Here is a 24,157-nt window from a genome sequence, read left to right on the forward strand (position 1 = left end):
AAGACCGGCCGGACGCCGCGCACGTCGCGCGGCGTCCGGATTCGTCTCGGTCTATCAGTCGCGCGGCTTCTCGCGCAGCTCGTAGGCCTCGATGATGTCGCCTTCCTTGATATCGGAGTAGGTGACCGTCATACCGCATTCGAAGCCCTCGCGAACCTCGGTGACGTCGTCCTTCTCCCGGCGCAGCGACGAGATCGTCGTCGTCTCGGCGATCACCACGTTGTCGCGGAGTAGGCGCGCCTTGGCGTTGCGCTTGACCGAACCCGACGTGACCATGCAACCGGCGATGTTGCCGATCTTCGACGAACGGAAGATCGCCCTGATCTCGGCCCGGCCCAGCTCGACCTCTTCGTAGATCGGCTTGAGCATGCCCTTGAGGGCCTTCTCGATCTCGTCGATGGCCTGGTAGATCACCGAGTAGTACCGGATGTCGACACCCTCGCGGTTGGCCAGCTCGGTGGCCTTGCCCTCGGCGCGGACGTTGAATCCGATGATGATCGCGTTCGACGCCGAAGCCAGGTTGACGTTGGTCTCGGTGACGCCACCGACGCCGCGGTCGATCACCCGCAGACGCACCTCGTCGCCCACCTGGATCTGGAGCAGCGCCTCCTCGAGAGCCTCGACCGTACCCGAGTTGTCGCCCTTGAGGATCAGGTTCAGCTCGCTGGTCTCCTTCAGCGCGGCATCCAGATCTTCCAGGCTGATCCGCTTGCGGCTGCGTGCGGCCAGCGCGTTGCGCTTGCGCGCATTGCGCCGGTCGGCGATCTGCCGGGCGATCCGGTCCTCGTCGACCACGAGCAGGTTGTCACCGGCGCCGGGCACCGACGTGAAGCCGACCACCTGGACGGGCCGCGACGGCAATGCCGCCTCGACGTCGTCGCCGTGCTCGTCGACCATCCGGCGCACGCGGCCGTAGGCGTCTCCCGCCACGATCGAGTCGCCGACCCGCAGGGTGCCGCGCTGGATCAGCACGGTCGCCACCGGGCCCCGACCGCGGTCGAGGTGCGCCTCGATGGCCACACCCTGCGCGTCCATGTCCGGGTTCGCCCGCAGGTCCAGCGCCGCGTCCGCGGTCAGCAGGACCGCCTCGAGCAGCGCATCGATGTTGATGTTCTGCCTGGCGGAGATGTCGACGAACATGGTCTCGCCGCCGTATTCCTCGGCGACCAGGCCGTACTCGGTGAGCTGCTGACGAACCTTCTGCGGGTTCGCGCCTTCCTTGTCGATCTTGTTGACCGCCACCACGATCGGCACGTCGGCCGCCTGCGCGTGGTTGATCGCCTCCACCGTCTGCGGCATGACGCCGTCGTCGGCGGCGACCACCAGGATCGCGATGTCGGTGGCCTTCGCACCGCGGGCACGCATGGCGGTGAACGCCTCGTGACCGGGGGTGTCGATGAAGGTGATGAGCCGGTCCTCGTCGCCCAGATGGGTGAGCACCTGGTAGGCGCCGATGTGCTGGGTGATGCCACCGGCCTCGCCCTCGCGGACGTTCGCCTTGCGGATGGTGTCCAGCAGTCGGGTTTTACCGTGGTCGACGTGACCCATGACGGTCACCACCGGCGGACGCTGTTCGAGGTCTTCCTCGCCGCCCTCGTCCTCGCCGTAGGTGAGGTCGAACGACTCCAGCAGCTCGCGGTCCTCGTCCTCGGGGCTGACCACGTGGACGACGTAGTTCATCTCGCCGCCGAGCAGCTCGAGGGTCTCGTCGTTCACCGACTGGGTCGCGGTGACCATCTCACCGAGGTTGAACAGGGCCTGGACCAGCGCGGCCGGGTTCGCGTCGATCTTCTCCGCGAAGTCCGACAGCGACGCGCCGCGGGCGAGCCGGATGATCTCGCCGTTGCCGCGCGGCAGCCGCACGCCGCCGACGGCGGGCGCCTGCATCGAGTCGTACTCTTGCCGCTTCTGCCGCTTCGACTTGCGGCCACGACGGGGAGCGCCACCGGGACGGCCGAACGCGCCTGCCGCACCACCGCGGCCACCGGGACCACCCGGACGACCGCCGCCACCGCCGCCGGGACGACCGCGGAAACCACCGGCCGCGCCGCCACCGGCACCGGGCGCACCGGCACCCGCACCAGGGGCGCCGCCACCGCCACCGCGGTAGCCGCCACCGCCGCCGCCACCGCCGGGACGACCCGCACCGGCGCCACCGGGGCGACCGGGACGACCGGCGCCGGGGCCTCCGGCGCCACCCGGACGAGCCGCACGCGACGGCATCGCGCCGGGATTCGGACGGGGCGGCATCGAGCCGGGGCTCGGACGCGGGCCGCCGGGACGCGGACCACCCTGACCGGGGGCCGGACGCGGACCACCCTGACCGGGGGCCGGACGCGGGCCACCCTGAGCCGGACCCGGACGCGGGCCACCCTGAGCCGGACCCGGACGCGGACCGCCCTGAGCCGGACCCGGACGCGGGCCACCCTGACCGGGGGCCGGACGCGGCGCGGGACGCTCGGGAGCCGACGAGTAGGGGTTGTTACCGACGCGCGGGGTCTTCGGCCCCGGACGCGGACCGGACGCGGCGCCACCCTGGCGCTGACCGCCCTGGGAGGGGGCGCCGGGACGCTGCTGCTGCCCGGGACGCGGGCCGCCCGGCGTCGGCCGTGGACCGGCCGGGGCGGGGGCGGAACTCGCGGTCGCGCCGGAGGCCGCGGCGGCCTGTGGGGCGACCGATTCCTGGACGGGGGGCTTGGGCGACGGCGCAGGCCCCGGACGCGCGGCGGGGCCCGGCTTCACGGCCGGGGATTCGCCGGTACGCGCGGCGGGAACGACGGTCTCCTGCGCGGTCGGCGCCGACGTAGGCGTGGACGGACGGGGACCGGGACGCGGGCCACCGCCCGCGGGCTTGGGGGCCGGACGGCCGGACGGGCCGGGACGCGCACCCGACTTGTTGCCGTTCGACGGGGCGGATTTGGTCGCGAACGACTCACGCAGCCGGCGCGCGACGGGAGCTTCCACCGTCGAGGACGCCGACTTCACGAACTCGCCTTGCTCCTTGAGCGTTGCGAGTAGTTCCTTGCTCGTGACACCGAGTTCTTTAGCCAACTCGTGCACGCGGGCCTTGCCTGCCACTGCTCTCCTCACTGAGAGGTCGAGCAGCTCCACCGTTCTGGGGACGGCGGCCCGCACGACCTCGGGTTATCTCCGATGGACGTTCATCGTTGGTACTTCACGGTGTGCTCATGAGTGCTCGTGCCTGTTCTCGAGGTAATGCTCCAGGGCTGAGATATCCAGATGTCCGGACACTCGTAGTGCTCTGCCGATCGCTCGGCGCCGCTCTGCCGCGCGCAGACAAGCCGAAAGGGGGTGCAGCCAGGCACCCCGTCCGGGAAGTCTGCGCCGCGGATCGGGAACGATCTCGATGACCTGAGAGCCGTCGCCGGCCTCGAGGTCCCGAGCCACGATCCGCAACAGATCGCCGGCCAGTTCGCGCTTCCGGCACCCGATACACGTCCGTACCGGAGCGGCTCGGCGCTGGGGCGCCGGGTGCTGCTCGGTGGTGCGGTCGGGCATTGGAGCCGAGGGCTCGGACTGAACCTTGGACCACTCTACCGCTGCCACGCCCGTAACGCCGAACCCCTCCCCCGCGGAAGTTACGAACATGTCATCCCGAGCACTCCGCGAGGGGGCTCCGGTCAACTCCGATGCGCCTCCGTTCGCACGGATCCGCCCATGTCAGGGGCGGCGTCGCTGCGGATATCGATGCGCCAGCCGGTCAGCCGCGCGGCCAGGCGGGCGTTCTGCCCCTCCTTGCCGATCGCCAGGGAAAGCTGGAAATCGGGCACTACGACGCGGGCCGCCCTGGCCTCGGCGTCGACAATTGTGACCGAAACCACTTTCGACGGCGAGAGCGCGTTGCCCACGAAGGTCGCGGGATCCTCGGCGTAGTCGATGATGTCGATCTTCTCGCCGGCCAGTTCGCTCATCACGTTGCGCACGCGTTGCCCCATCGGCCCGATACAGGCGCCCTTGGCGTTGACGCCGGGCACCGTGGTGCGCACGGCGATCTTGGAGCGGTGGCCCGCCTCGCGCGCGACGGCCACGATCTCCACCGAGCCGTCGGCGATCTCCGGCACCTCCAGCGCGAACAGGCGCCGCACCAGATTCGGGTGGGTGCGCGACAGCGTGATCTGCGGTCCGCGCTGACCACGGGAGACCCCGACCACGTAGCACTTGATCCGGTCGCCGTGCTCGTAGGTCTCGCCGGGCACCTGCTCGGCGGGCGGGATCAGCCCCTCCGTGCCGTGCAACTCGCTGCCGATGCGCACCACGACGGTGCCGCGGGCGTTGGCGCGCGCGTCGCGCTGCACCACACCGCCGACGATGTCGCCCTCGTGGGTGGAGAACTCGCCGAAGGACTTCTCGTTCTCGGCGTCGCGCAGCCGCTGGAGCACCACCTGCCTGGCGGTGGTCGCCGCGATCCGGCCGAACCCCTCCGGGGTGTCGTCCCATTCGGAGATCACGTTGCCGTCGGCGTCCAGTTCTCGCGCCATCACCCGGACCACGCCGGTCCGCTGGTTGATGTCGATGCGCGCGTTGGGCTGGTGGCCCTCGGTGTGGCGGTACGCGGTGAGCAGCGCCGACTCGATCGCGGAGATCACGGTCTCGATCGAGATCCCCTTGTCGGCGACGATCGCGCGCAGGGCTTCGATTTCGATGTTCATTCCACGATCCCTTCGGTCGGCGAATCGGACGCTGTTACGGATTCGGACAGTGCATTCGGTGTTCCTGGGTGCTGCGCGGCGTCGTCGACCGCCACCGTGTCTTCCTGGCCCGGAGCGGGCCGCCCCGGAACGACTCCGCCGGCGAGTTCCAGCTCCCGCGCGCCGGGCGGGGAGAACTCGACTTGGACGACGGCGGTGGCGATGTCGGCGAGCGGGACAGTCACGCGGTGCGGGTCGCGTTTGCCGCCGAGCACCAGCGCCACCGAGTCACCGGTGAGCGCGCCGACCCTGGCCTCGAAGGTCGCCGACCGCTCCGGCGGCTGCGCGCCTTCGCGCAGCGTGACGCGCACCTTCCGGCCGCGCGCCCGCCGCCAGTGCCGGTCGGCGGTCAGCGGGCGATCGATGCCGGGGGTGGTGACTTCCAGCAGGTAGGGCGTCTCGCCGAACTCCCCCGCGTCGTCCAGCAGCTCCGACAGCTCCGTGCTGAGACTCGCGAGCGCGTCCAGATCGGAGGTGTCGCGATCCACGGTCACCTGCACCCGAGCCTGCGCGTCCACGCGCGTGCCCGCCGTCGAGATCTCGACGCCCTCGAGGTCGAATCCTCGGCGTTCGACGAGACCAGCTAAGAGCTGGCTCACCCTTTCCTCGGTCGGCATCGGCATGTGGGGCGGCTCCTGGTTCAGTTGTGACGCGGTGGGAAAATTCTCTACCAAAGGTCTAGCGTAACGCGCCACGAGAGTGTAAAGGACCAGTGGTCGAGGAGTACGCACGCCACGACCACCGCTCGTCCGGCGGCGCCCCGTGAGTCTGGCACGATGGTGCCGTGCCCATCCGCCTTCCCGCCCCGCCGCGTGCCGGGCGCACTACCGGCATGCCCTCCGACCGGCACGAGCCGCGCGCCGACGCCCTGGATCGTCGCAGCGCGATCCGTCTCGCGGGCGGTGCGACGGTGGGCGTGCTCGCCCTCGGCGCCGCGGCGGGCTGCACCGGCGACGACGTGATCCATGAACCGGATCCCCTTGCCGCACAGGAGGTCGCGGCCCGCGCCGACGCCGCGGCGGCGACCGCGGCCATCGCCGTCGCACCCGACCGCCACGCCGCGTTGACGGCGATCGCGGCCGAGCGCACCGCGCACGCCGACGCCTTGCGCTCCGAAATCGACCGCGTCATCGGCGTTTACGCCGACGGCACCAAGCCGGTGCACCGCACCCGTGCGAGCGAATCCGGCCCGTCGGCCGTGGCTTCGGGCAGCGCGGTGCCGCCCAACACCCCGCCGAGCGTCGAGACGCTGCGGGCGCGGCTGGCCGAGTCGCGGAAATCGGCGGCCGATCTGGCCCGCGCCCTCGACGGCTACCGGGCAGGCTTGCTCGCCTCGATCAGCGCGGCCTGCGCGGTGCAGGCGGGGGTGCTGCTGAGATGACCGAAGACGAACGCCGGGCCCTCACCGACGCGTTGAACGCCGAATACGGCGCGGTGTACGCCTACGGCGTGATCGCCGCCTACGCCTCACCCGAGCGCGCCAGGCTGGTCGCCGAGCACACCGCCGCGCACCGCGCCCGGCGCGACACCACCGTGGACGCCCTCGCGTTGGGCGGCGCGACGGTGCCGCCGCCCGACGCGGCCTACACGGCGCCGTTCCCGGTCACCGATCCGATCTCGGCCGCGCGACTGGCCGTCACGGTCGAGTCCGACACCGCCGTCGCCTGGCGGTCGGTGGTCGAACGGGCCGCGTCCATGGCGATCCGGCGCGCCGGTGTCGACGCGCTCACCGAAGCCGCCGTCCGGCTGGCGACGTGGCAGTCGATCCTCGGCGCCGACCCGCCCACCGTCGCGTTCCCCGGCAAGGCCTGATCCGAAGCGCCGCAGGCGTTCTCGCGGCGAACGGCGGCCAGGTGCGGTACCCGGCCGCCGCCGGCTCGACGCGCGGCCTACGGCCGCATCTCGTAGGCGCCGTTGTAGGAGGCCACCTCGGCCCACACCCGGTCGAAGCGCGGGCGGTCGGCGACCGGCGGCCGCAGCGCCGATGCCGCCCAGCCCTGCTGGGCGGGGCTGGCCGACGGCTTGCCGTACAGGGCTGTCGCGTAGGCGTTGAAATCGCGGACCTGGAAGTCGAAGATCTGGTCGATCAGGTCGCGATCCAGGCCGGTGATCGCGGCTTGCTCCAGGATCAGCTGGCCGTAGACCACCAGCGAGAACAGGTGGCCGACGGTCAGCATGAAGTCCAGGTCCTTCTGCTGCCCGGCGTCCGGCGCCGCGGTGGTCAGCAGTGTGCGCAGTGCCTGCGCCTGCTCGTAGAACCGGCCCACGTTCGGGATGTCGGCATGCTTGTCGTAGATCGGCGTCCAGTCGGCGAAGCGCACTTTGCCCGCGCCCCGCGCCGGGCCCTGCCGCCAGAAGAACGCGTCGTCGGCCGCGTCCTGCCGGGTTCCGATCTCCGAGTAGTCCTGCGGGTCGAACAGGTAGTTGGGCATGAACTTCAGGATCTGCCCGACGTTCACGTGCACCGTGCCCTCCAGCCGGGGCAGCGTGCTGATCAGCCGCTGCACCTCGGCGAAGTAGGTGTTCTTCTCGAACCCCTTGGCGGCCAGCACATCCAGCAGCAACGTCATGACGGTCTCGCCCTCGGAGGTCACCTTGGACTTCGTCATCGGGTTGAACAGCAGGTACCGGCGGTCCTCCAGGCTCGCGCTGCGGAAGTAGTCGACGGCGCGGTCGCTGAACAGCTTCATCGCGAGGATGCGCGCGTAGGCGTCGACGAAGTTCGCCCGCACGTGCGGGAAGTCGGTGACCGGGTTGCCGTAGAGGATGCGATTGCCCGCGTGCGTGATCGCCTCGTAGAACGAGTGCTCGACCATGCCGATCCCGCCGTGGCAGAGGTTGAACTTGCCGACGTTCACGGTGTTGAGCGCCGCGGAGAAGGCCTCGGGGCCGGTGTGCAGGATGTCCTCGGCGCGCACCGGGTAGTTCTCCAAGCGGAAGGTGCTGACGTACATCTGCTGGTGCACGACGTTGCCGAGCAGGCGGTAGTTCTCGTGCCGGGAGTCGGCGGCGAACCAGACGTACGCGTCGGCGCCCTCGAGATCGGCGCGGCGGGAGAACACCGACACCATGCTGGCCACGTTGCCGTTGCCGATGTAGTACTTCTCGCCGTTGGCGCGGAACAGGATGCCCGCCTCGGCGTCCGCGCTGCCCGGTTCGGTCGGGGTCAGCACCAGGTCGGTGTTGTAGATGTCGGCGCCATGGGTCTGCTCGGACAGACCGAACGCCATGACCTCACCGGCGAGCAGGTCGGCGGCGGCGCGCTTCTTGGCCGCTTCGTTGTCGCTCTGCCAGATCGGGCCGAGGCCGAGAATGGTCACCTGCTCGGCGTACCAGTACGCCAGACCGTAGAAGCCGAAGATCTCCGACAGCGCCGCGTTGCGGGCGGCGTCCCAGCGGCGATTCGGGTCGCCGTCGGCGTAGGCCGCCGGGGTCAGGAAGGTGGCGAACAGCTTCTCCTTCTTCACGAAGTCGAGGAAGTCGGCCGTCCACACCGCGTTCGCGTCGTCGGCGAGCAGACGCTGTTTACCCCGGCCCTCGAACCACTCGATGGTGGCACGCAACAGACGCCGCGTCTCCGCGTCGAACTGCTGCGGGTCATAGCTGGCGGGGTTGAACAACCGCGCGTCGGTGTTTGTCATGCCGGTTAACTTACCAGCGGGTAATAGCAGTCAGGACATGGTCCGCGGATCTGTGACCAGCGAATTCAGGTTACGGTCGCGTAAGTAACCGCCGCCCGGTCGCCGGGCTGCGAGCGCCTTCTCCATCGCCTCCCGTATGGACAGCGAACGGACGGCGCCCTCCGGAAACGCCACGGTCGCCGCAACCTCACGTATCGAAAGTGTTGCGACGACCGTGTGAACCCGGGAATCCGCCGGAGGCCGTTCGAAATCAGGTCAGCCGCGGACTTTGGCCACCACCGCGTCCACCGCGGACGCGGCGGGCAGTTCCTCGGTCTCGCCGGTGAAGCGGTCGCGCAGTTCGACCTTGCCCTCGGCCCAGCCGCGGCCGATCACCAGCACCAGCGGCATGCCGAGCAGTTCGGCGTCCTTGAACTTCACCCCCGGCGAGGCGGTGCGGTCGTCGAAGAGCACGTCCAGGCCCTGAGCGTGCAGGCCGGATACCACCTCTTCGGCGCCCGCGCGAGCGGCGTCGTCCTTGTTGGCGATGACGACGTGCACGTCGTAGGGCGCGACCGCGGCGGGCCAGCGCAGCCCCTTGTCGTCGTGCTGCTGCTCGGCGATCACCGCCACCATGCGGGAGACGCCGACACCGTAGGAGCCCATGGTCAGCCGCACCGGCTTGCCGTTCTCGCCGAGCACGTCCACCTCGAACGCGTCGGTGTACTTGTTGCCGAGCTGGAAGATGTGGCCGATCTCGATGCCGCGGGCCGCCACCAGCGTGCCCCGGCCGTCGGGCGAGGGGTCGCCGTCGCGGACCTCGGCGGCCTCGATGGTGCCGTCGGGCGTGAAGTCGCGGCCCGCGACCAAGCCGACGACGTGCTTTCCCGGTTCGTCGGCGCCGGTGATCCAGCTGGTGCCGGTGCCGACCCGCGGATCGACCAGATAGCGAACGCCGTTGGCCTGCAGCGCCTTCGGGCCGATGTAGCCCTTGACCAGGAACGGATTCTCGGCGAAGTCGGCTTCGGTGAGCAGCTCGACCTCGGCCGGTTCGACCGAGGCGCCGAGGCGCTTGTCGTCGACCTCGCGGTCACCGGGAATGCCGATGCCGAGGATTTCGGTCTTCCCGTCCGGGTGACGCAGCTTGACCATGACGTTCTTCAAGGTGTCGGCCGCGGTGACCGGACGACCGTAGCGCTCGGCGATACCGGCGCTGTTGGCCCAGTCCACCAGCGTCGCGATGGTCGGAGTGTCCGGGGTGTCGTGCACAACGGCCTCCGGCTGCCCTTCGATCGGCAGCGGCTCGGGAGCGGGCGTGACCACCGCCTCCACATTGGCCGCGTAGCCGGATTCCGGGCAGCGCACGTAGGTGTCCTCGCCGACCGGGCTGTCGGCCAGGAATTCCTCCGACGCGCTGCCGCCCATCGCGCCCGAGGTGGCGGCCACGATCACGTACTTGACCCGCAGCCGGTCGAAGATGCGCTGGTAGGCCTGGCGGTGCGCGTCGTAACTGGCCTTGAGGCCGTCCTCGTCCAGGTCGAACGAGTAGGAGTCCTTCATGACGAACTCGCGCCCGCGCAGGATGCCCGCCCGGGGACGCTCCTCGTCGCGGTACTTGGTCTGGATCTGGTACAGCGTGACCGGCAGGTCCTTGTAGGAGCTGTACTCGCCCTTCACGGTGAGCGCGAAGAGCTCCTCGTGGGTGGGGCCGAGCAGGTAGTCCGCGCCCTTGCGGTCGCGCAGCCGGAACAGGCCGTCGCCGTACTCGGTCCACCGGTTGGTGGTCTCGTACGGTTCGCGCGGCAGCAGCGCGGGTAGCGAGATCTCCTGGCCGCCGATCGCGTCCATCTCCGCGCGCACCACGTCCTCGACCTTGCGCAGCACGCGCAGGCCCAGCGGCAGCCACGAGTAGACACCCGGGGCGACGCGGCGCACGTAGCCGGCACGGACCAAGAGTTTGTGGCTCGGCACCTCGGCGTCGGCGGGATCGTCGCGGAGGGTTCGCAGGAACAGGCGGGAGAGGCGGGTGATCACGGAAGCACAGGGTAGTCGCTGGCCGGACGCCGTTCCCAGCGCATTACCGTATTCGTTCGTGCTGGTGCTGCTGCCTCCTTCCGAAACCAAGTCCGATGGCGGCGCCGGGGCGCCGCTCACCCTGGACTCGCTGGCGATGCCGCAGCTCACGGCGGTGCGCGCACGGCTGATCGAGGAAGTGGTGCGGCTGGCGGCGGACCCCGAACGCTCCCGGACCGTCCTCGGGCTCGGCAAGGGGGCCGACGGCGAGATCGCCCGCAACGCCGCGCTGCGCACCTCCCCGACCCGCCCCGCGCTGGAGCGCTACACCGGCGTCCTCTACGACGCCCTCGACGCCCGCTCGTTCACCAAGGCGCAGCGGGCCAAGGCGTATGCGCGCCTCGGCATCGGCTCCGCCCTGTTCGGCGCGGTCCGCGCCTGCGATCCGATCCCCGCCTACCGGCTCTCCGGCGGCGCCAAACTGCCCGGACTGCCGACCCTCTCGGCCGTCTGGCGCGACGAACTGGCCACCGCGCTGCTCACCGAGGCCGCGGGCGATCTGGTCGTCGACCTGCGCTCGGGCACCTACCAGCAGCTGGGCCGGGTGCCCGGCGCGATCACCGCCAACGTGCTCACCGAGCACCCGGACGGGTCGCGCACGGTGGTGAGTCATTTCAACAAGCACCACAAGGGCCTGCTCACCCGCGCCCTGGTGCTCACCAGAGCCGAACCGGCCGACGTCCGCGGCGTCGCTCGAGTGGCGGCCAAGGCCGGGCTGCGCGCCGAGATAGCCTCGCCCACCGAGCTTCTGATCATCACCTGACTTCGTCCGGCCGTCCGGCGGTGAGCGCCGTGAACTCGCTCGGCATCGAGGTTGCCCCGCGTCGCCGTCTCGTAGCGGCGGCGAGCGGTGGGTGTCCTGAACGTGTACGGCTTGCCAGCCCCCCGCCGTCGGATCACGGATCGGCAGCTCGATGTGCTCAATTCCGCACCGATCGCCCGAAGACCGGGAAGGGTGTATGCCGGACAGTGGTGGTCAGGCGGCGTTCTCGCGATGTCACGACCGTAAGCGGTGGAACCCGCGGCACCGCCGATGCTCACCGAGCGAATCGAGGAGACATGCAGACCATCGCGCACTGGCTCGACGGCAAAGCCTTCGCGGGCACCAGCGAGGCGACGGCGCCGGTGACCAACCCGGCGACCGGCGCGGTGACCGGGCAGGTCGCGCTCGCCGGTGTCGCCGACACCCGCGCGGCGATCGACTCCGCCGCGAAGGCGTTCCCCGCGTGGCGGGACACCTCGCTGACCCGGCGCACGCAGATCCTGTTCCGCTTCCGTGAGCTGCTGAACGAGCGCAGAGAGGAGCTGGCCCGGCTGATCACCGCCGAACACGGCAAGGTGCTCGCCGACGCGATCGGCGAGGTGAGCCGTGGGCTGGAAGTCGTCGAGTTCGCCTGCGGCATACCGCATCTGCTCCAGGGCGGCTACACCGAGAACGCCTCGACCAAAGTCGACATCTTCTCCGTCCGCCAACCGCTCGGCCCGGTCGCGATCATCTCGCCGTTCAACTTCCCGGCGATGGTGCCGATGTGGTTCTTCCCGCTCGCCATCGCCGCGGGCAACACGGTGGTACTCAAACCGAGCGAGAAGGATCCGTCCGCGTCGCTGTGGCTGGCGCGGCTGTGGGCCGAAGCCGAACTGCCTGCGGGCGTCTTCACGGTGCTGCAGGGCGACAAGGTCGCGGTCGACGAATTGCTCGACAACCCGGGCGTCAAGGCGGTCTCTTTCGTCGGATCTACGCCGATCGCCCGGTACGTCTACCAGCGCGGCACCGCCGCGGGCAAGCGGGTGCAGGCGCTCGGCGGCGCGAAGAACCACATGGTGGTGCTGCCGGACGCGGACCTGGACCTGGCCGCCGACGCCGCGGTGAACGCCGGGTTCGGCTCGGCGGGCGAGCGGTGCATGGCGATCAGCGTGGTGGTCGCGGTGGGCGGAGCGGCCGACGAGTTGGTCGGCAAGATCGCCGAGCGGGCCGGAACCATCCGGACCGGCGACGGCACCCGGGGCGCCGACATGGGTCCGCTGGTCACCCGGGCGCACCGCGACCGAGTCGCCGGGTACATCGCCGCGGGCGAATCCGCCGGGGCCACCGTGGTTCTCGACGGGCGGGGCGTCGAGGCCGACGGCGCGGCCGAGGGCTTCTGGCTCGGGCCGACGATTCTCGACCACGTCACCACCGACATGAACGTCTACACCGACGAGATCTTCGGACCCGTGCTGTCGGTGGTGCGCGTCGGCAGCTACGACGACGCGCTGGCACTGATCAACGCCAATCCCTACGGCAACGGCACCGCCCTGTTCACCAACGACGGCGGCGCCGCCCGCCGCTTCCACAACGAGGTCGAGGTCGGGATGGTCGGCATCAACGTACCGATCCCGGTCCCCATGTCGTACTACAGCTTCGGCGGCTGGAAGAACTCGCTGTTCGGTGACGCGCACGCGCACGGCGCCGACGGCGTGCGGTTCTTCACCCGGACCAAGGCGGTCACCACCCGCTGGCTCGATCCCAGCCACGGCGGGCTGAATCTCGGTTTCCCGCAGAACAAGTAGGCGGCGCCCATCGAGTACGCGGCGCAGGAACCGGCGGGAATGCCGTGGCGGGCCGGAGTGTTCGCTCAGAACGTGACCTCCACCGCAGAGCTTTCCGATGCCCTCAAGAAGTACCTGGACGAAGAGAAGGTCTTCGCCACCGCGGCAACGATCAGCCCCAACGGGCAACCGCACCTGACCGTGATCTGGCTGAAGCGCGACGGCGACGATCTGCTCTTCTCCACCACGACCGACCGTCAGCAGGGCAAGAACCTCGCCCGCGACCCGCGCATCACCCTGCTGATCAACCCGCCGGACAACCCGTACGTCTACGCGGAGATCCGCGGCACCGCGACGATCACCCCGGACCCGGACAAGACACTGCCCGACGAACTCTCGGCGAAGTACACCGGACAGAAGTACGCGGATTTCAACCCGGCCTCGGTAAACGACGGACCGCGCGTCATCGTGCGCGTGACACCCCGGCGGGTGGCCGGCCGCTTCTAGGCGCGGCTCACACGTGCTGTGCTTCCTCCTGGGCGTGCTGGGCCATGGCCAGTTGCTGCGGAGTGAAGCGCAATGTCAGGGCGACCAGTCCGGCCGCGAACGCGATCAGGGCGCAGACGAACAGCACCAGGGTGTAGCCGTCGCCCAGCGCGGCGATCTCCGCGGGAGTCATCCCGGCCACCTTCTCGGTGCGGCCGCCGAGCGACAGGGTGCGGGAGGCGGCGATCGGGGTGAGCAGGCCGATGGCCACGGGCGTGGCGAGGTTCATGAACATCTGCCCGACCGCGGCCAGCGGGCCGATATTCGCCGGCGGCACACCGACCAGCACACACAGCGGCGAGAGCACCATGGCGATGCCGACGCCGAAGCCGATCACCACCAGCAGGGGCAGCAGCGTCGCGAAGTACATCACCTCGCCGTCGAGGGTCGAACCGAACAGCAGGCCGACGCCGAGCACCACCGCTGAGCCCGCCAGCAGCCAGCGCGGCGCGATGTACAGCGCCGCCTTGGAAGCCACCGCGCCGCCGACGCCGATGCCGACGGTGAACGGAATGGCCGCCACACCCGCCTTGAGCGGACCGTATCCGATGACGTTCTGCATGAACTGGGCGACGAAGAAGGTCATCGCGCCCAGCACCCCACCGGCGAGGAAGATCAGCAGGAAGGTGGCAACGCGGTCGCGGCTGTCGAACAGCGACCAGGGCAGCAGCGGGTCGTCCACCCGTCGTTCCAGCGCGATGAAGACGATCAGCAGCACCACGCCCGCGATCAGCGAACCGATGATCGCCGGGTGTCCCCAGCCGATCTCCGGCCCCTCGGTCGCGCCGAACACGATCGCCGCGCAGGCGATGGTGCCCAGCACCGCGCCCGGGAGGTCCAGGGCCGAGCGGTGGTGTTCGGTGTCGGCCAGTTTGTAGGCCGCGCCGAGAATGATCAGCGCGCCGATCGGGACGTTGATCAGGAAGATCCACCGCCAGGACAGCTGGGTCAGCGCGCCGCCGACCACGAGCCCGCCGACGGAGCCGATGCCGACCATCGAGCCGAGGATCGCGATCGCCTGGTTGCGCGCCTTGCCCGGTGCGAAGGTCGTCGCCACGAGCGCGAAAGCGGTCGGCGCCGCGATCGCGGCGCCCGCACCCTGGATGGCCCGCGCCGCGAGCAGCATCGCCTGATTCTGCGCGAGCCCGCACAACAGCGAGGCCAGGGTGAACACCGCGACACCGACGACCAGCATGCGCTTGCGGCCGAAAGCATCGCCGAGCCGGCCGCCGAGCAGCATCAGGCCGGCGAAGGTGAGTCCGTAGGAGGTCACCGTCCACGCGCTACCCGCGCTGGACAACCCCATCTCCTCTTGCAGCCGCGGCAGCGCGAAGATCACCACCGTGCCGTCGAGCACGACCATGAGCTGCAATCCGCTCAGGACTAGGATCGCGAGCCCGAAGGCCCGCTGCGTCACTGGATACTGCATCGTCGCAGCGGGGTTCCGAAGCACAGTGAGTCACTGTAATTGATGCCGGGCCACGCTTCGCCCGCCCACCGATCCGGCCGGACCCGCGACGAGCACCGGCCCCGCCGATCCTGCGGGTGGGCGTCGTCGCGCACCACCAGCGGTATCGGATCGAGGTGATGGGCCATCGCCGGTGCTCCTGCGGACGGCCACCAACCCACGTACGCGCCAGGTCGGCGGCGGTCGGTGTGCGGGTGGCGAGGCAGCGACTCGGTTGATTCGAATCGCCACGGTGGCCGCACGCGCTATCCGGCCGCGGAGTCGGCGTGCGGGACGATCGAGTCGGCGGAGAATCCGGCGGTCGGGCCGATCACCACGATCGCGGGTGGGCGGATGCCTTCGGCGCGCACCCGGGCGGCCACCGTGCCGAGATCGGCGCGCAGCACGCGCTGGGTGCGCAGCGTGCCCTCCTGGATGACGGTGGCGGGTGTGCCCGCCGGTCGCCCGCCCTCCAGCAGCGCGGTGGCGAACTGCTCGATCCGCTCCACCGCCATCATCAGCACCAAGGTGCCGCGCAGCCGCGCCAGCGCGGGCCAGTCCACCAGCGAATCCGGGTGATCCGGCGCGACGTGCCCGCTCACCACGACGAACTCGTGGGTGACACCGCGATGGGTGACCGGGATGCCCGCGGCGGCGGGCACCGAGATGGGACTGGTGACACCCGGCACCACCGTGACCGGAACCCCGGCGGCCACACAGGCCTCCACCTCTTCGTAGCCGCGCCCGAACACGTACGGGTCGCCGCCCTTGAGCCGCACTACGAACTTGCCCGCTTTCGCGCCTTCGATCAGCGCGTTGTTGATCGCTTCCTGCGCCATCGCCCGTCCGTACGGGATCTTGGCGGCGTCGACCACCTCGACCTCGGGCCCGAGTTCGGCGAGCAGTTCCGGCGGCGCGAGCCGGTCGGCGACGACCAGATCCGCCCTGGCCAGCAACCGCCGGCCGCGCACGGTGATCAGGTCGGGATCGCCCGGCCCTCCGCCCACCAGAGCGACACCGGGCGCGATCGGGGTCGAGTCATCACTCACCACACCGGATTGCAGGGCCTCCAGCAACGCGTTGCGCACGGCGGCCGACCGACGGTGCTGCCCGCTCGCCAGCACGCCGAGGGTCAACCCGTCGTAGCGCGCGGTGGCGGGGGTGACCGCGGTGCCGAGCCGTGCGGTGTCGGCGCGGACGCAGAAGATCCGCCGCCGGGTCGCCTCGTCGACCACCGCCGCGTTGGTCTCGGGCTCGTCGGTGCAGGCGATCGCGTACCAGGCGCCGTCGAGGTCGCCGTCGGCGTATTCGCGCAGCGTGACGGTGATCTGCCCGGAGGTGGCCATTCCCTCGACCGCGGGGGTCACCGCGCGACTCACCACGTGGACGTCCGCGCCGGAGGCGATCAGCAGTCCCAGTCTGCGCTGCGCCACCGACCCGCCGCCGACCACGACGACACGCCGTCCGTGCAGATCGAGCCCGACCAGGTAGTTCGGGTCGCCGGTGGGCTGGTCTTGCGTTGCGTCTGACGTGTTCGGCACAAGTTTCGAGCCTACGGCGTGGCCCTCCGGCACCGGCAATCGCCCGGCACGCCCGCCCGCCCACGTTCCGGCGAGCAGGCGCGACGATCACCACGGGCCTGCGTTACCCGCGCTCAGGGCGACGCCGTCCGAGCCCTCGGCACCGGACCGGGTCGGTGGTCCCGGCGCCGCGCCGCTGGACGGTGGCGGCCGCGGAACTCGGTGGGCGACTGCGCGGCCTCGGGCGCGCTCCGCATCCGGCGGCATCGAGCACCTCGACGACCTCCGCCGGTAGCCGATGTGCTCGCAGGCACCCGGCGATGTGCGCCGAACCGCTCCCCCCTGACGGCCAGACCTACTGTGACCAGTGGTAACAAGCGTTTCGACAGTCGGCGACGGTAGGTTGCCTTGCAGGCGTCTCGTTCGGAAAGGCGGACCGATGAAGCGGCTGACACCGGCACGACTGCTCGACGTGGCCTACGACGAGGCGCTGCGCGGGCTCGCCGAAGGCGGGATCCCCATCGGCGCCGCCCTCTTCGACGCGGACGGCACGCTGCTCGGGCGCGGGCACAACCGCCGGGTGCAGTCCGGCGACCCCAGCATGCACGCCGAGACCGACGCCTTCCGCGCGGCGGGGCGGCGGCGCGACTATCGCGACACCGTCATGGTCACCACGCTCTCGCCGTGCTGGTATTGCAGCGGCCTGATCCGCCAGTTCGGCATCGGTTCGGTGGTGGTCGGGGAATCGCGGACCTTCTCCGGCGGGCACGAGTGGCTGGCCGGGCACGGCGTCGCCATCACCGTCCTGGAAGACCGGCGCTGCATCGATCTGATGACCCGGTTCATCGCCGAGCATCCCGCGCTGTGGCACGAGGACATCGGAGTCGCCGACGATCTCGAGGCATGAACTGCGCCGTCCCGGCCGGGCGCTCAGCGGAAGTACGGATACTCCTGCACCCAATGGAAGCCACGGCTGCGCAACGGGAAGTCGTCGATCGGGACCGAGGTCAGCGCGACCGAGACCGGCTGCCCGGCGAGCGTGCCCGTCAGGGTCAGCCGCTCGGGCGCGGGCCGGTCGAAATTGAAGCTGCCCAAGGGTTCCGTTCGCGGCGGCGCGACCACGACCAGGGTGCGCGCCGCCGGATCGACCATCGCGAGCACCGGAACCAACCCGTCCATCCGCTGCACGGTGGCGCCGTCCCGGTCGAAGACCAGGCGCTGCCAGCGCCGTTCGTCGGTGGTCAGTGGCGGAAGCGGTGTGCCGTCGACGCTGAATTCGGTGACCGCCCAGATGCCGTACAGCGGCGGTTCCGGTCGTCCCGCGCCCTGCTCGGTCCATCTTTCCCAGCCGGTGTACGCGTTCGAGAACAGCAACCACACTCCGAGCGCGATCTGCGCCGCCGCCGCGATTCGCCCGGCTCGCGGAGTGCGCAGCAGCGGCGGCGTGGTAGACGGTCCGGCCGGGCGGTTCAGCACGAGCACGTTCGCCAGGCGCCCGGCCTCCGGGACGAGCAGCACCAGGCACAGCAGCATCAGGTGGAACGACAGGATCTTCGCGGGTACGTCGTAGGTCATGTCCAGCACGAACACCTGTGTCGTGCACACCAGGCTCAGCATCGCGCCCACCAGCGCGGTGCGCGGCACGAACAGCAGTACGCCGCCGAGCAGTTCCGCGCAGCCGAGCAGGATCTCGTACTGCGGCGACACCCCGATGTGGTTCCAGAGCACCGCCATCGGACTGAAATTCCCGTAGGGCTCGAGCAACCGGCTCAGCGGTGTCGGCGGCATCTGGGTCGGGATGGCCTTCGCCATGCCGTAGGCGATCATCTGCCCGGCCAGGCACAGGCGCACGAACAACAGGAACCAGGGCAGCACGGCCCGGTAGTGCGGCCGGTTCAGATCCAGCACGCTCCAGACCGGTGTGCCGAGTACCGCGACGACGAGGACGACGAACACCAGCACCCAGAAGTAGGCCTGGTCGCCACTGATCGAAGCCGTGTTCGCCGCCACGGACGTACCGAACACCCGAGTTCCGGTCCCCTCGATCACCGGCCGCAGGGCACGGGCGACGCCGGAGTTCACCGAGTCCGGCAGCCACTCGCGCGCCAGTCCGAGGAACTCGGGGACGACCGACGGATACACCAGGCAGAACAGCCCGAAGTACAGAAAGCCGAAACGGAACGCCACCCGGGTCGCCCCGCGCCAAGGCCTGGTATCGGAACCCACCGCGTCCGCGGCGTCTGTTCGATCGAGGATCGCTTCGGTCACGGCGGTCCCTCCAGTTCGGTCGATGCAGACCGAAGGTATCGAAAAGCGCCGCGGCCGTAGCGTGTTTCGGGTGGATCACCCGCCGCCGCGGGATGTCGGGTCAGCGGAAGTACGGGTATTCCTGCACGAAGTTGAAGCCCCGGCTGCGCAGCGGGAAGGAGTTCAGGTCCATCCGGTCGAGCGACAGCGTCACCGGCGTTCCGTTCAACTCGCCGGTCAGCCGCAGCGTGTCGGGGGTGGGCCGGGTGAAGGTGAAGGCGCCCGAGCGGTCCGGCGGTGTGTCCGGCAGCGCCTCCGACAGCGCGATGGTGTGCGCGGCCTCGTCGACCACGGCCACGACGGGCACGAACGAATCGTCCATCTTCTGCACCGTCGTGCCCCGGCGATCGATGATCAGCCGGCGCCAGCGGCCCTCGTCGGTGATCAGCGGCGGCGCCGGATGCCCGTCCTTGGTGAACTCGCCGACGGTCCAGATGCCGTACAGCGGAGGTTTCGGCGCGCCGTCGCCCGCCTCGCGCCAGGTTTGCCAGCCGATGTGCACGCCACCGATCAGCACCCAGAGTCCCAGTGCCACTTGCAGCGCCGCCGCGATCCGGTTCGCACGGCCGGAAGCGAACAGCGGGGGCTGTGTGGCAGGTTCCGCCGTGCGTTCCAGCACGAGCACGTTCGCCAACCGCCGGGCCTGCGGCGCCAGCACGACCAGCGACAGCAACAGCAAGTGGAACGACAGGATCTTCACCGGCACGTCGTAAGTCATGTTCAGCACGAAGACCTGCGCCATGCTCACCAGGCTGAGCAGCGCGCCCGCCGTCGCGGTGCGCGGCAGGAACAGCAGCAGACCGCCGAGCACTTCGGCCATGCCGAGCAGGATCTCGTACCCGGGCGCGGTGCCGACCTGGTTCCAGAGCACCGATGCCGGGCTCATCGTCCCGTACGGTTGCAGCAGCGCGGTGAGTGACGGCGCGGGCATCTGTGACGGAATCGCCTTGGCCAGACCGTAGAAGAGCATCTGGCCACCCAGGCACAGCCGGACGAACAGCACGAACCAGGCGCGCAGGGTGATGTAGTCCCGGCGGCGTCTATCCAGGATCGACCAGACGAGCGTGATCAGCGCCGCCGCGACGAGTTCACAGAAGATCAGCAGCCAGATGACGGTCTGGTCACCGCTGCCGGAATCCTCGTGCAAGACGGCGTTCACACCGAAGACGTGGTCGCCGACCCAGCCGACGAGCGGGCTCGTCGCGCGCATCTGCCAGATGACGGCGCTCTCCGGCAGCCACTTGCTCAGGATGCCGGTGAACACGAAGAGGATCTGCGCGAACAGCACGCAGAACAGCCCGAAGTAGGCGAAGGCGAAGCGGAACGCGATCCGGGCCCGCGGGCTCCATGGACGACGCTCGTCACCGGTCCGCGTTCGGCCACCGCGGGGCTCCACCACATCCGTTTCGACGGTACGCACACCGCTCCCCTCGCCGGTCGACACTCTGGCTCGCCGAACGTATCCGACCAGGTCATGGGATGACCTCCGGGAAAACCCCCGATTTCCGGGTACCTCTTTCGGCCTACGTGCCTGCCCCACCGTGCTCAGCGGGATTCGTCTCCGGTTCCGGCCCGCCGACAACTAGAACGCGTTACAGTCGCGTATCCCGGCGCACCGCGGGCGGTGCACCTGGGCCGCACGTGTCAGGAGGACATTGATGACCGACGATCCGGACCCGGCACAGCGACATCAGCTGACCGTCAGCGAACGCGACCTGGACGCACTCGCCGTCGACTTGGCGCGCTGGCTGCACACGAAGGTCACCGCGGACGATCTGCCGCGGATCTCCGAATTGTCGCGTCCACAGTCCGGCGGCATGTCCAGCACGTCGATCCTGTTCGACGCCGAATGGAGCGCCGCGGGGCGGCCGGAGCGCGGATCGTTCGTCGCGCGGATGGCGCCGGAGGCCGGGTCGTTCCCGGTCTTCGAGACCTACGACCTGGCCACCCAGTACCAGGTGATGGCGGGCGTGGCCGCGGCCACCGACGTACCGGTGCCGGGCTTGTGCTGGCTGGAGAACGACGAGAAGCCGCTCGGCGCGCCGTTCTTCGTGATGCGCCGCGTCGACGGACGGGTGCCGACGGACAACCCGCCGTACGTGTTCGTCGGCTGGCTGTTCGACGCCGACCCGGCCGAGCGCCTGCGGCTCACGCACAACACCGTCGAGGTGATCGCCAAGATCCACGGCATTCCCGATCCCGCGGCGCTGTTCCCGATGCTGAGCGGACCGGGCGAGGCGCTGCGCAGGCACGTCGCCGCCCAGCGCTCGTGGTACCGGTGGGCGCTCGCGGACGACGGCTTCGAGATCCCGCTGATCGAGCGGAGTTTCGCGTGGCTGGACGAGCACTGGCCCGCCGAGACCGGCCCGGATGTGCTCAGCTGGGGCGACGCCCGCCCGGGCAACATCATCTACCGCGATTTCGACCCGGTGGCGGTGCTGGACTGGGAGATGGCCGCGCTGGCACCGCGCGAGCTGGATCTGGGCTGGCTGATCTTCATCCATCGGTTCTTCCAGGATCTGGCCACTCGCTTCGGGCAACCCGGGTTGCCCGATTTCCTGCGCCGCGACGACGTGGTGTCGAAATACCAGGAGCTGACCGGTCACTCGGTGCGCGATCTCGACTTCTACATCGTCTACGCCGCGTTGCGGCACGCGATCGTCATGGCGCGGGTGAAGCGCAGGATGATCCACTTCGGCGAGGACACCGACACGCCGGGTCGCGACGACTACGTCATGCACCGGGCAAGCCTGGAAGCGCTGCTCGACGGAACCTACGAATGGGACTGACCATGCCTGTGCCTTTGGACGAGTACCCCATCCATCAGACCCCGCTGTCGCTGGCCCGGGTGGCCTCCAGCGATCGGAACTTCTACGACCGCAGCTACTTCAACGCCCACGACCGCGACGGCGGCACGTTTCTGATCACCGGTTTCGGCGTGTATCCCAACCTCGGGGTGACCGACGCCTACGCCGCCGTCCGCCGTGGCGACGCGGTGCGCGCGGTGCGCTTCTCCGACGCGCTCGGCGACCGGGGCCTCGACCAGCGCGTCGGCGGCTACCGCATCGAGGTGCCGGAGCCGCTGCGGCGCCTGCGGGTGGTCTGCGAACACGGCGATCTGAGCTTCGACCTCACCTGGACCGGCGCCTTTCCCGCCGTCCAGGAACAACCGCACCTGATTCTCGCGGGCAACCGGCCGATCATCGACGCGTCCCGGTTCGCGCAGGTCGGCTCGTGGGCGGGGACGCTGCACGTGGACGGCGACGACATCACCGTCGACCCGGCGGTATGGACCGGGACCAGGGACCGCTCATGGGGCATCCGCCCGGTCGGGGAGACCGAGCCGCCCGGACGCGCGGCCACCGAGCCCTCGGGCGGGTTCTGGTGGCTGTACGTGCCGCTGCGGTTCGAAGACTTCGCGGTAGTGATCATCGTGCAGGAAGATCCGGACGGCAGGCGCACGCTCAACGACGCGACCCGGATCTGGCCGGACGGACGCACCGAACAACTCGGCTGGCCCCGCATATCGATCGACTATCGCTCCGGCACAAGGCATCCCGTCGGTGCGCGACTGGAGCTGACCACGCCGGACGGCAAGCCACTGGAGATCGAGATCACGCCGGGCATCGGCGTCCCGCTGCACGTCGGCTGCGGCTACGGCGGCGATCCCGACTGGCAGCACGGCCAGTGGAAGGGGCGCGACTGGTCCTCCTCCAGCCGCTACGACCTCACCGATCCGGCGATCGTCGCCCGCACCCCCTACGGGGTGACCGACCACGTCGCCCGTGCCCGCTGCGGCGACGCCGAGGGATGGGGCCTGTTCGAACACGCCAGCATCGGCCGCCACGACCCCACCGGCTTCGCCGACTGGGGCTCGGTCGCACCCTGAATCCAGCGCCGCCGACACCGGTCTTCGCGACCGGTTCCGGAAGAGATGCGCGTCCGGCACAAAGCGCGGTTCTACCGCTCGTACAGCGCTGCCGCGAGCACTACGCCCCGCACGACGCGCTTCGGCAGTATCAACGGTCCGCCTCCGGCGGCGAGCAGCGCCGCAGCTTCCGCGACGCTCGCCGTGCCGACAGCCGCATGCGTCCGGATTGCCGGGTTGGGGACGGCGACGTTCGCCAGTTCCGCGGCGGAGTAGGACCGCAGCGGCACCTGAAACTCCGCGGCGACGGCGCGCAGGCCGGGCTCGGCGAAGCGCTGGGTGATGCTGGCCAGACACACTATCCGGAAGCCACTCACGCCCTCGCGCAATGCGGCGCGGATCACGACCGCCGATGTGCCCGGCCGTAGTCCGATGCCGACGACAACATCAGCCGGTGGCACCAGAACTCGCGAATCGCATTGCCGCGGTGACGAATCGCCGCACCGCCGCGGGATTCCCCGCCGGGTGGGTGTGGAGATACGACGCGTGCACATTGCCGCTCAGCGAACCCTCCCGGACGACCTCTCCCGCGCTGCCGCGCCAGCCCCACGCCGGATTCGGCGGCGCCGACACGAGACGGGTGCGGTGGAACTCGTGCCCCCTGACCCGTTCGCCGACCCGCCACAGCGGCGAGTCGACCAGTGCGACGGCGTCCCGGTAGCCGAGTGTCAGACGCGGTCCGAACGCGGCGTCGGCATCCACCACCCCTGCCATCGGGTGGCCGTCCAGCGATCGGGTCAGATACAGCAGCCCGGCGCATTCGGCATGCACCGGCATCCCGTGCCGAGCGGCGGCGGCCACTGCCCGCAGCAGGACGGAATTGGCCGCCAGGTCCGCGGCGTGTTCCTCGGGAAACCCCCCTGGCAGCACCAATGCCGCTGTCCCCGTGGGTAATTCGTCGTGCAGCGGGTCGAAAACGACCACCTGCGCCCCCGCGGCCACCAGCAACTCACGATGCTCGGCGTAGCCGAACGTGAATGCCGGGCCACCGGCGACGGCGATCAGCGGACCCTCCCGATCGGCCGGGATTTCCCCGGCGTGCGATTCACCGCCGGGATCGGTGGAGACATGCGAATCCCGCTCACCGCCGACAGACGTCGACGCCCCCGAGTCACCGACTCCACCGCGAACCCCCGCCACCCCCGAGTCACCGACTCCACCGCGAACCCTCGACAAACCCGAGTCACCGACTCCACCGCGAACCCTCGACAAACCCGGGTCACTGGTTCCACTGGAAGACGCCGACGCCCCCGGGTCACCGACTCCACCGCGAACCCCCGGCACCCCGGAGTCAGCGACTCCACCGCTAGACCTCGGTACCCCCGCGTCACCGACTGCACTGCTGGGCCTCGATGCCTTCGAATCCCCGGCTTCACCGTAGAACCCCGAGTCGCTGATCCCAGCCGGAGGCGGCGACTCCGGCGCACCGAGTTCACCGCCAACCCTCGACGCCCCCGGCCCGTCGGCTCCAATCGGAA

19 protein-coding genes and 1 pseudogene are annotated in these 24,157 nt (G+C 70.1%); 8 read left to right on the plus strand and 12 right to left on the minus strand.

The annotated features are described in order from the left end of the window. Nucleotides 1-54: 54 nt before the first annotated feature. The 4 genes from infB to rimP all read right to left on the minus strand — a co-directional run bounded on the left by infB (nt 55) and on the right by rimP (nt 5,332). The gene (gene infB, locus ABZ420_RS01925; RefSeq protein ID WP_357116120.1) at nt 55-3,078 is read right to left on the minus strand and encodes a translation initiation factor IF-2; all 3,024 of its coding nucleotides are present in this window, start codon (nt 3,076-3,078) and stop codon (nt 55-57) included. 108 nt (nt 3,079-3,186) lie between these two features. Continuing rightward, entirely contained in the window at nt 3,187-3,519 is a 333-nt protein-coding gene (locus ABZ420_RS01930; RefSeq protein WP_357116122.1) for a YlxR family protein, read from the minus strand. A 122-nt stretch (nt 3,520-3,641) separates the two neighbouring features. Beyond that, a complete protein-coding gene (nusA, locus tag ABZ420_RS01935; RefSeq protein WP_357116124.1) occupies nt 3,642-4,670 on the minus strand; it encodes a transcription termination factor NusA in 1,029 nt (342 codons plus the stop codon). Next, nucleotides 4,667-5,332, minus strand: a complete 666-nt coding sequence (gene rimP / locus ABZ420_RS01940; protein WP_357116126.1) for a ribosome maturation factor RimP — start codon at nt 5,330-5,332, stop codon at nt 4,667-4,669. Before rimP ends, nusA begins: the two co-directional genes overlap by 4 nt. Before the next feature lie 161 nt (nt 5,333-5,493). On the opposite strand from rimP, the gene ABZ420_RS01945 reads away from it, so the two are divergent. Both ABZ420_RS01945 and ABZ420_RS01950 read left to right on the plus strand, forming a co-directional pair. Continuing rightward, nucleotides 5,494-6,090, plus strand: coding sequence for a hypothetical protein (locus ABZ420_RS01945; protein ID WP_357116128.1), 597 nt, complete (start codon nt 5,494-5,496; stop codon nt 6,088-6,090). Next, nucleotides 6,087-6,521 carry a ferritin-like domain-containing protein gene (locus ABZ420_RS01950; protein ID WP_357116130.1) on the plus strand — a complete coding sequence of 145 codons (435 nt, stop codon included), beginning with the start codon at nt 6,087-6,089 and terminating at the stop codon, nt 6,519-6,521. The genes ABZ420_RS01945 and ABZ420_RS01950 overlap by 4 nt, the downstream gene beginning before the upstream one ends. Before the next feature lie 77 nt (nt 6,522-6,598). Here ABZ420_RS01950 and ABZ420_RS01955 read toward each other — a convergent pair whose 3' ends face one another. Together ABZ420_RS01955 and ABZ420_RS01960 are read right to left on the minus strand one after the other, a co-directional pair. Next, on the minus strand, nt 6,599-8,350 hold the full coding sequence (locus ABZ420_RS01955) for an acyl-CoA dehydrogenase family protein (RefSeq protein ID WP_357116132.1): 1,752 nt from the start codon (nt 8,348-8,350) through the stop codon (nt 6,599-6,601). 255 nt (nt 8,351-8,605) lie between these two features. Then, nucleotides 8,606-10,363, minus strand: a complete 1,758-nt coding sequence (locus tag ABZ420_RS01960; protein ID WP_357116134.1) for a proline--tRNA ligase — start codon at nt 10,361-10,363, stop codon at nt 8,606-8,608. Between the two features lie 58 nt (nt 10,364-10,421). Here ABZ420_RS01960 and yaaA point away from each other — a divergent pair, with 58 nt between their 5' ends. The 3 genes from yaaA (at nt 10,422) to ABZ420_RS01975 (ending at nt 13,438) form a co-directional block, all read left to right on the plus strand. Further along, nucleotides 10,422-11,165, plus strand: a complete 744-nt coding sequence (yaaA, locus tag ABZ420_RS01965) for a peroxide stress protein YaaA (RefSeq protein WP_357116459.1) — start codon at nt 10,422-10,424, stop codon at nt 11,163-11,165. A gap of 296 nt (nt 11,166-11,461) precedes the next feature. Beyond that, nucleotides 11,462-12,952 carry a CoA-acylating methylmalonate-semialdehyde dehydrogenase gene (locus ABZ420_RS01970; RefSeq protein ID WP_357116136.1) on the plus strand — a complete coding sequence of 497 codons (1,491 nt, stop codon included), beginning with the start codon at nt 11,462-11,464 and terminating at the stop codon, nt 12,950-12,952. A 72-nt stretch (nt 12,953-13,024) separates the two neighbouring features. Then, complete coding sequence (locus ABZ420_RS01975; protein WP_357116138.1) at nt 13,025-13,438, plus strand: PPOX class F420-dependent oxidoreductase; 414 nt, start codon at nt 13,025-13,027, stop codon at nt 13,436-13,438. A 7-nt stretch (nt 13,439-13,445) separates the two neighbouring features. On the opposite strand, the gene ABZ420_RS01980 is transcribed toward ABZ420_RS01975, so the two are convergent. Together ABZ420_RS01980 and cobA are read right to left on the minus strand one after the other, a co-directional pair. Then, the gene (locus tag ABZ420_RS01980) at nt 13,446-14,906 is read right to left on the minus strand and encodes an MFS transporter (protein WP_357116140.1); all 1,461 of its coding nucleotides are present in this window, start codon (nt 14,904-14,906) and stop codon (nt 13,446-13,448) included. Nucleotides 14,907-15,190: 284 nt separating this feature from the next. Further along, nucleotides 15,191-16,465: a uroporphyrinogen-III C-methyltransferase gene (gene cobA / locus ABZ420_RS01985; protein WP_051175388.1), complete on the minus strand. Its 1,275-nt coding sequence runs from the start codon at nt 16,463-16,465 to the stop codon at nt 15,191-15,193. Nucleotides 16,466-16,907: 442 nt separating this feature from the next. Here cobA and ABZ420_RS01990 point away from each other — a divergent pair, with 442 nt between their 5' ends. Further along, complete coding sequence (locus ABZ420_RS01990; RefSeq protein ID WP_357116462.1) at nt 16,908-17,351, plus strand: nucleoside deaminase; 444 nt, start codon at nt 16,908-16,910, stop codon at nt 17,349-17,351. Nucleotides 17,352-17,374: 23 nt separating this feature from the next. Here the strand turns inward: ABZ420_RS01990 and ABZ420_RS01995 are convergent, their stop codons facing one another. Both ABZ420_RS01995 and ABZ420_RS02000 read right to left on the minus strand, forming a co-directional pair. Then, nucleotides 17,375-18,712: a DoxX family protein gene (locus ABZ420_RS01995; protein ID WP_357116142.1), complete on the minus strand. Its 1,338-nt coding sequence runs from the start codon at nt 18,710-18,712 to the stop codon at nt 17,375-17,377. Between the two features lie 100 nt (nt 18,713-18,812). Further along, nucleotides 18,813-20,171, minus strand: a complete 1,359-nt coding sequence (locus tag ABZ420_RS02000; protein WP_357116144.1) for a DoxX family protein — start codon at nt 20,169-20,171, stop codon at nt 18,813-18,815. Nucleotides 20,172-20,409: 238 nt separating this feature from the next. Between ABZ420_RS02000 and ABZ420_RS02005 the strand changes: the two genes are divergently transcribed. Both ABZ420_RS02005 and ABZ420_RS02010 read left to right on the plus strand, forming a co-directional pair. Continuing rightward, a complete protein-coding gene (locus ABZ420_RS02005; RefSeq protein WP_357116146.1) occupies nt 20,410-21,540 on the plus strand; it encodes a phosphotransferase family protein in 1,131 nt (376 codons plus the stop codon). A gap of 2 nt (nt 21,541-21,542) precedes the next feature. Next, complete coding sequence (locus ABZ420_RS02010; protein WP_357116148.1) at nt 21,543-22,640, plus strand: hypothetical protein; 1,098 nt, start codon at nt 21,543-21,545, stop codon at nt 22,638-22,640. Nucleotides 22,641-22,711: 71 nt separating this feature from the next. On the opposite strand, the gene ABZ420_RS02015 is transcribed toward ABZ420_RS02010, so the two are convergent. Both ABZ420_RS02015 and ABZ420_RS02020 read right to left on the minus strand, forming a co-directional pair. Continuing rightward, nucleotides 22,712-23,080, minus strand: a complete 369-nt coding sequence (locus ABZ420_RS02015) for a cobalamin biosynthesis protein (RefSeq protein WP_357116150.1) — start codon at nt 23,078-23,080, stop codon at nt 22,712-22,714. After that, nucleotides 23,067-23,705: pseudogene (locus ABZ420_RS02020) on the minus strand (cobyrinate a,c-diamide synthase); the annotation flags it as partial. The gene ABZ420_RS02015 and the pseudogene ABZ420_RS02020, both read right to left, overlap by 14 nt. Nucleotides 23,706-24,157 lie beyond the last annotated feature (452 nt).

The organism is Nocardia sp. NPDC005745, assembly GCF_040630775.1.
Classification (GTDB): domain Bacteria; phylum Actinomycetota; class Actinomycetes; order Mycobacteriales; family Mycobacteriaceae; genus Nocardia.

Coding starts and splice junctions, on each gene's coding strand:
- ABZ420_RS01930 (WP_357116122.1), bottom strand. CDS start 3,519: ATGCCCGACCGCACCACCGAGCAGCACCCGGCGCCCCAGCGCCGAGCC.
- nusA (WP_357116124.1), bottom strand. CDS start 4,670: ATGAACATCGAAATCGAAGCCCTGCGCGCGATCGTCGCCGACAAGGGG.
- rimP (WP_357116126.1), bottom strand. CDS start 5,332: ATGCCGATGCCGACCGAGGAAAGGGTGAGCCAGCTCTTAGCTGGTCTC.
- ABZ420_RS01950 (WP_357116130.1), top strand. CDS start 6,087: ATGACCGAAGACGAACGCCGGGCCCTCACCGACGCGTTGAACGCCGAA.
- ABZ420_RS01955 (WP_357116132.1), bottom strand. CDS start 8,350: ATGACAAACACCGACGCGCGGTTGTTCAACCCCGCCAGCTATGACCCG.
- ABZ420_RS01970 (WP_357116136.1), top strand. CDS start 11,462: ATGCAGACCATCGCGCACTGGCTCGACGGCAAAGCCTTCGCGGGCACC.
- ABZ420_RS01980 (WP_357116140.1), bottom strand. CDS start 14,906: ATGCAGTATCCAGTGACGCAGCGGGCCTTCGGGCTCGCGATCCTAGTC.
- ABZ420_RS02005 (WP_357116146.1), top strand. CDS start 20,410: ATGACCGACGATCCGGACCCGGCACAGCGACATCAGCTGACCGTCAGC.
- ABZ420_RS02010 (WP_357116148.1), top strand. CDS start 21,543: ATGCCTGTGCCTTTGGACGAGTACCCCATCCATCAGACCCCGCTGTCG.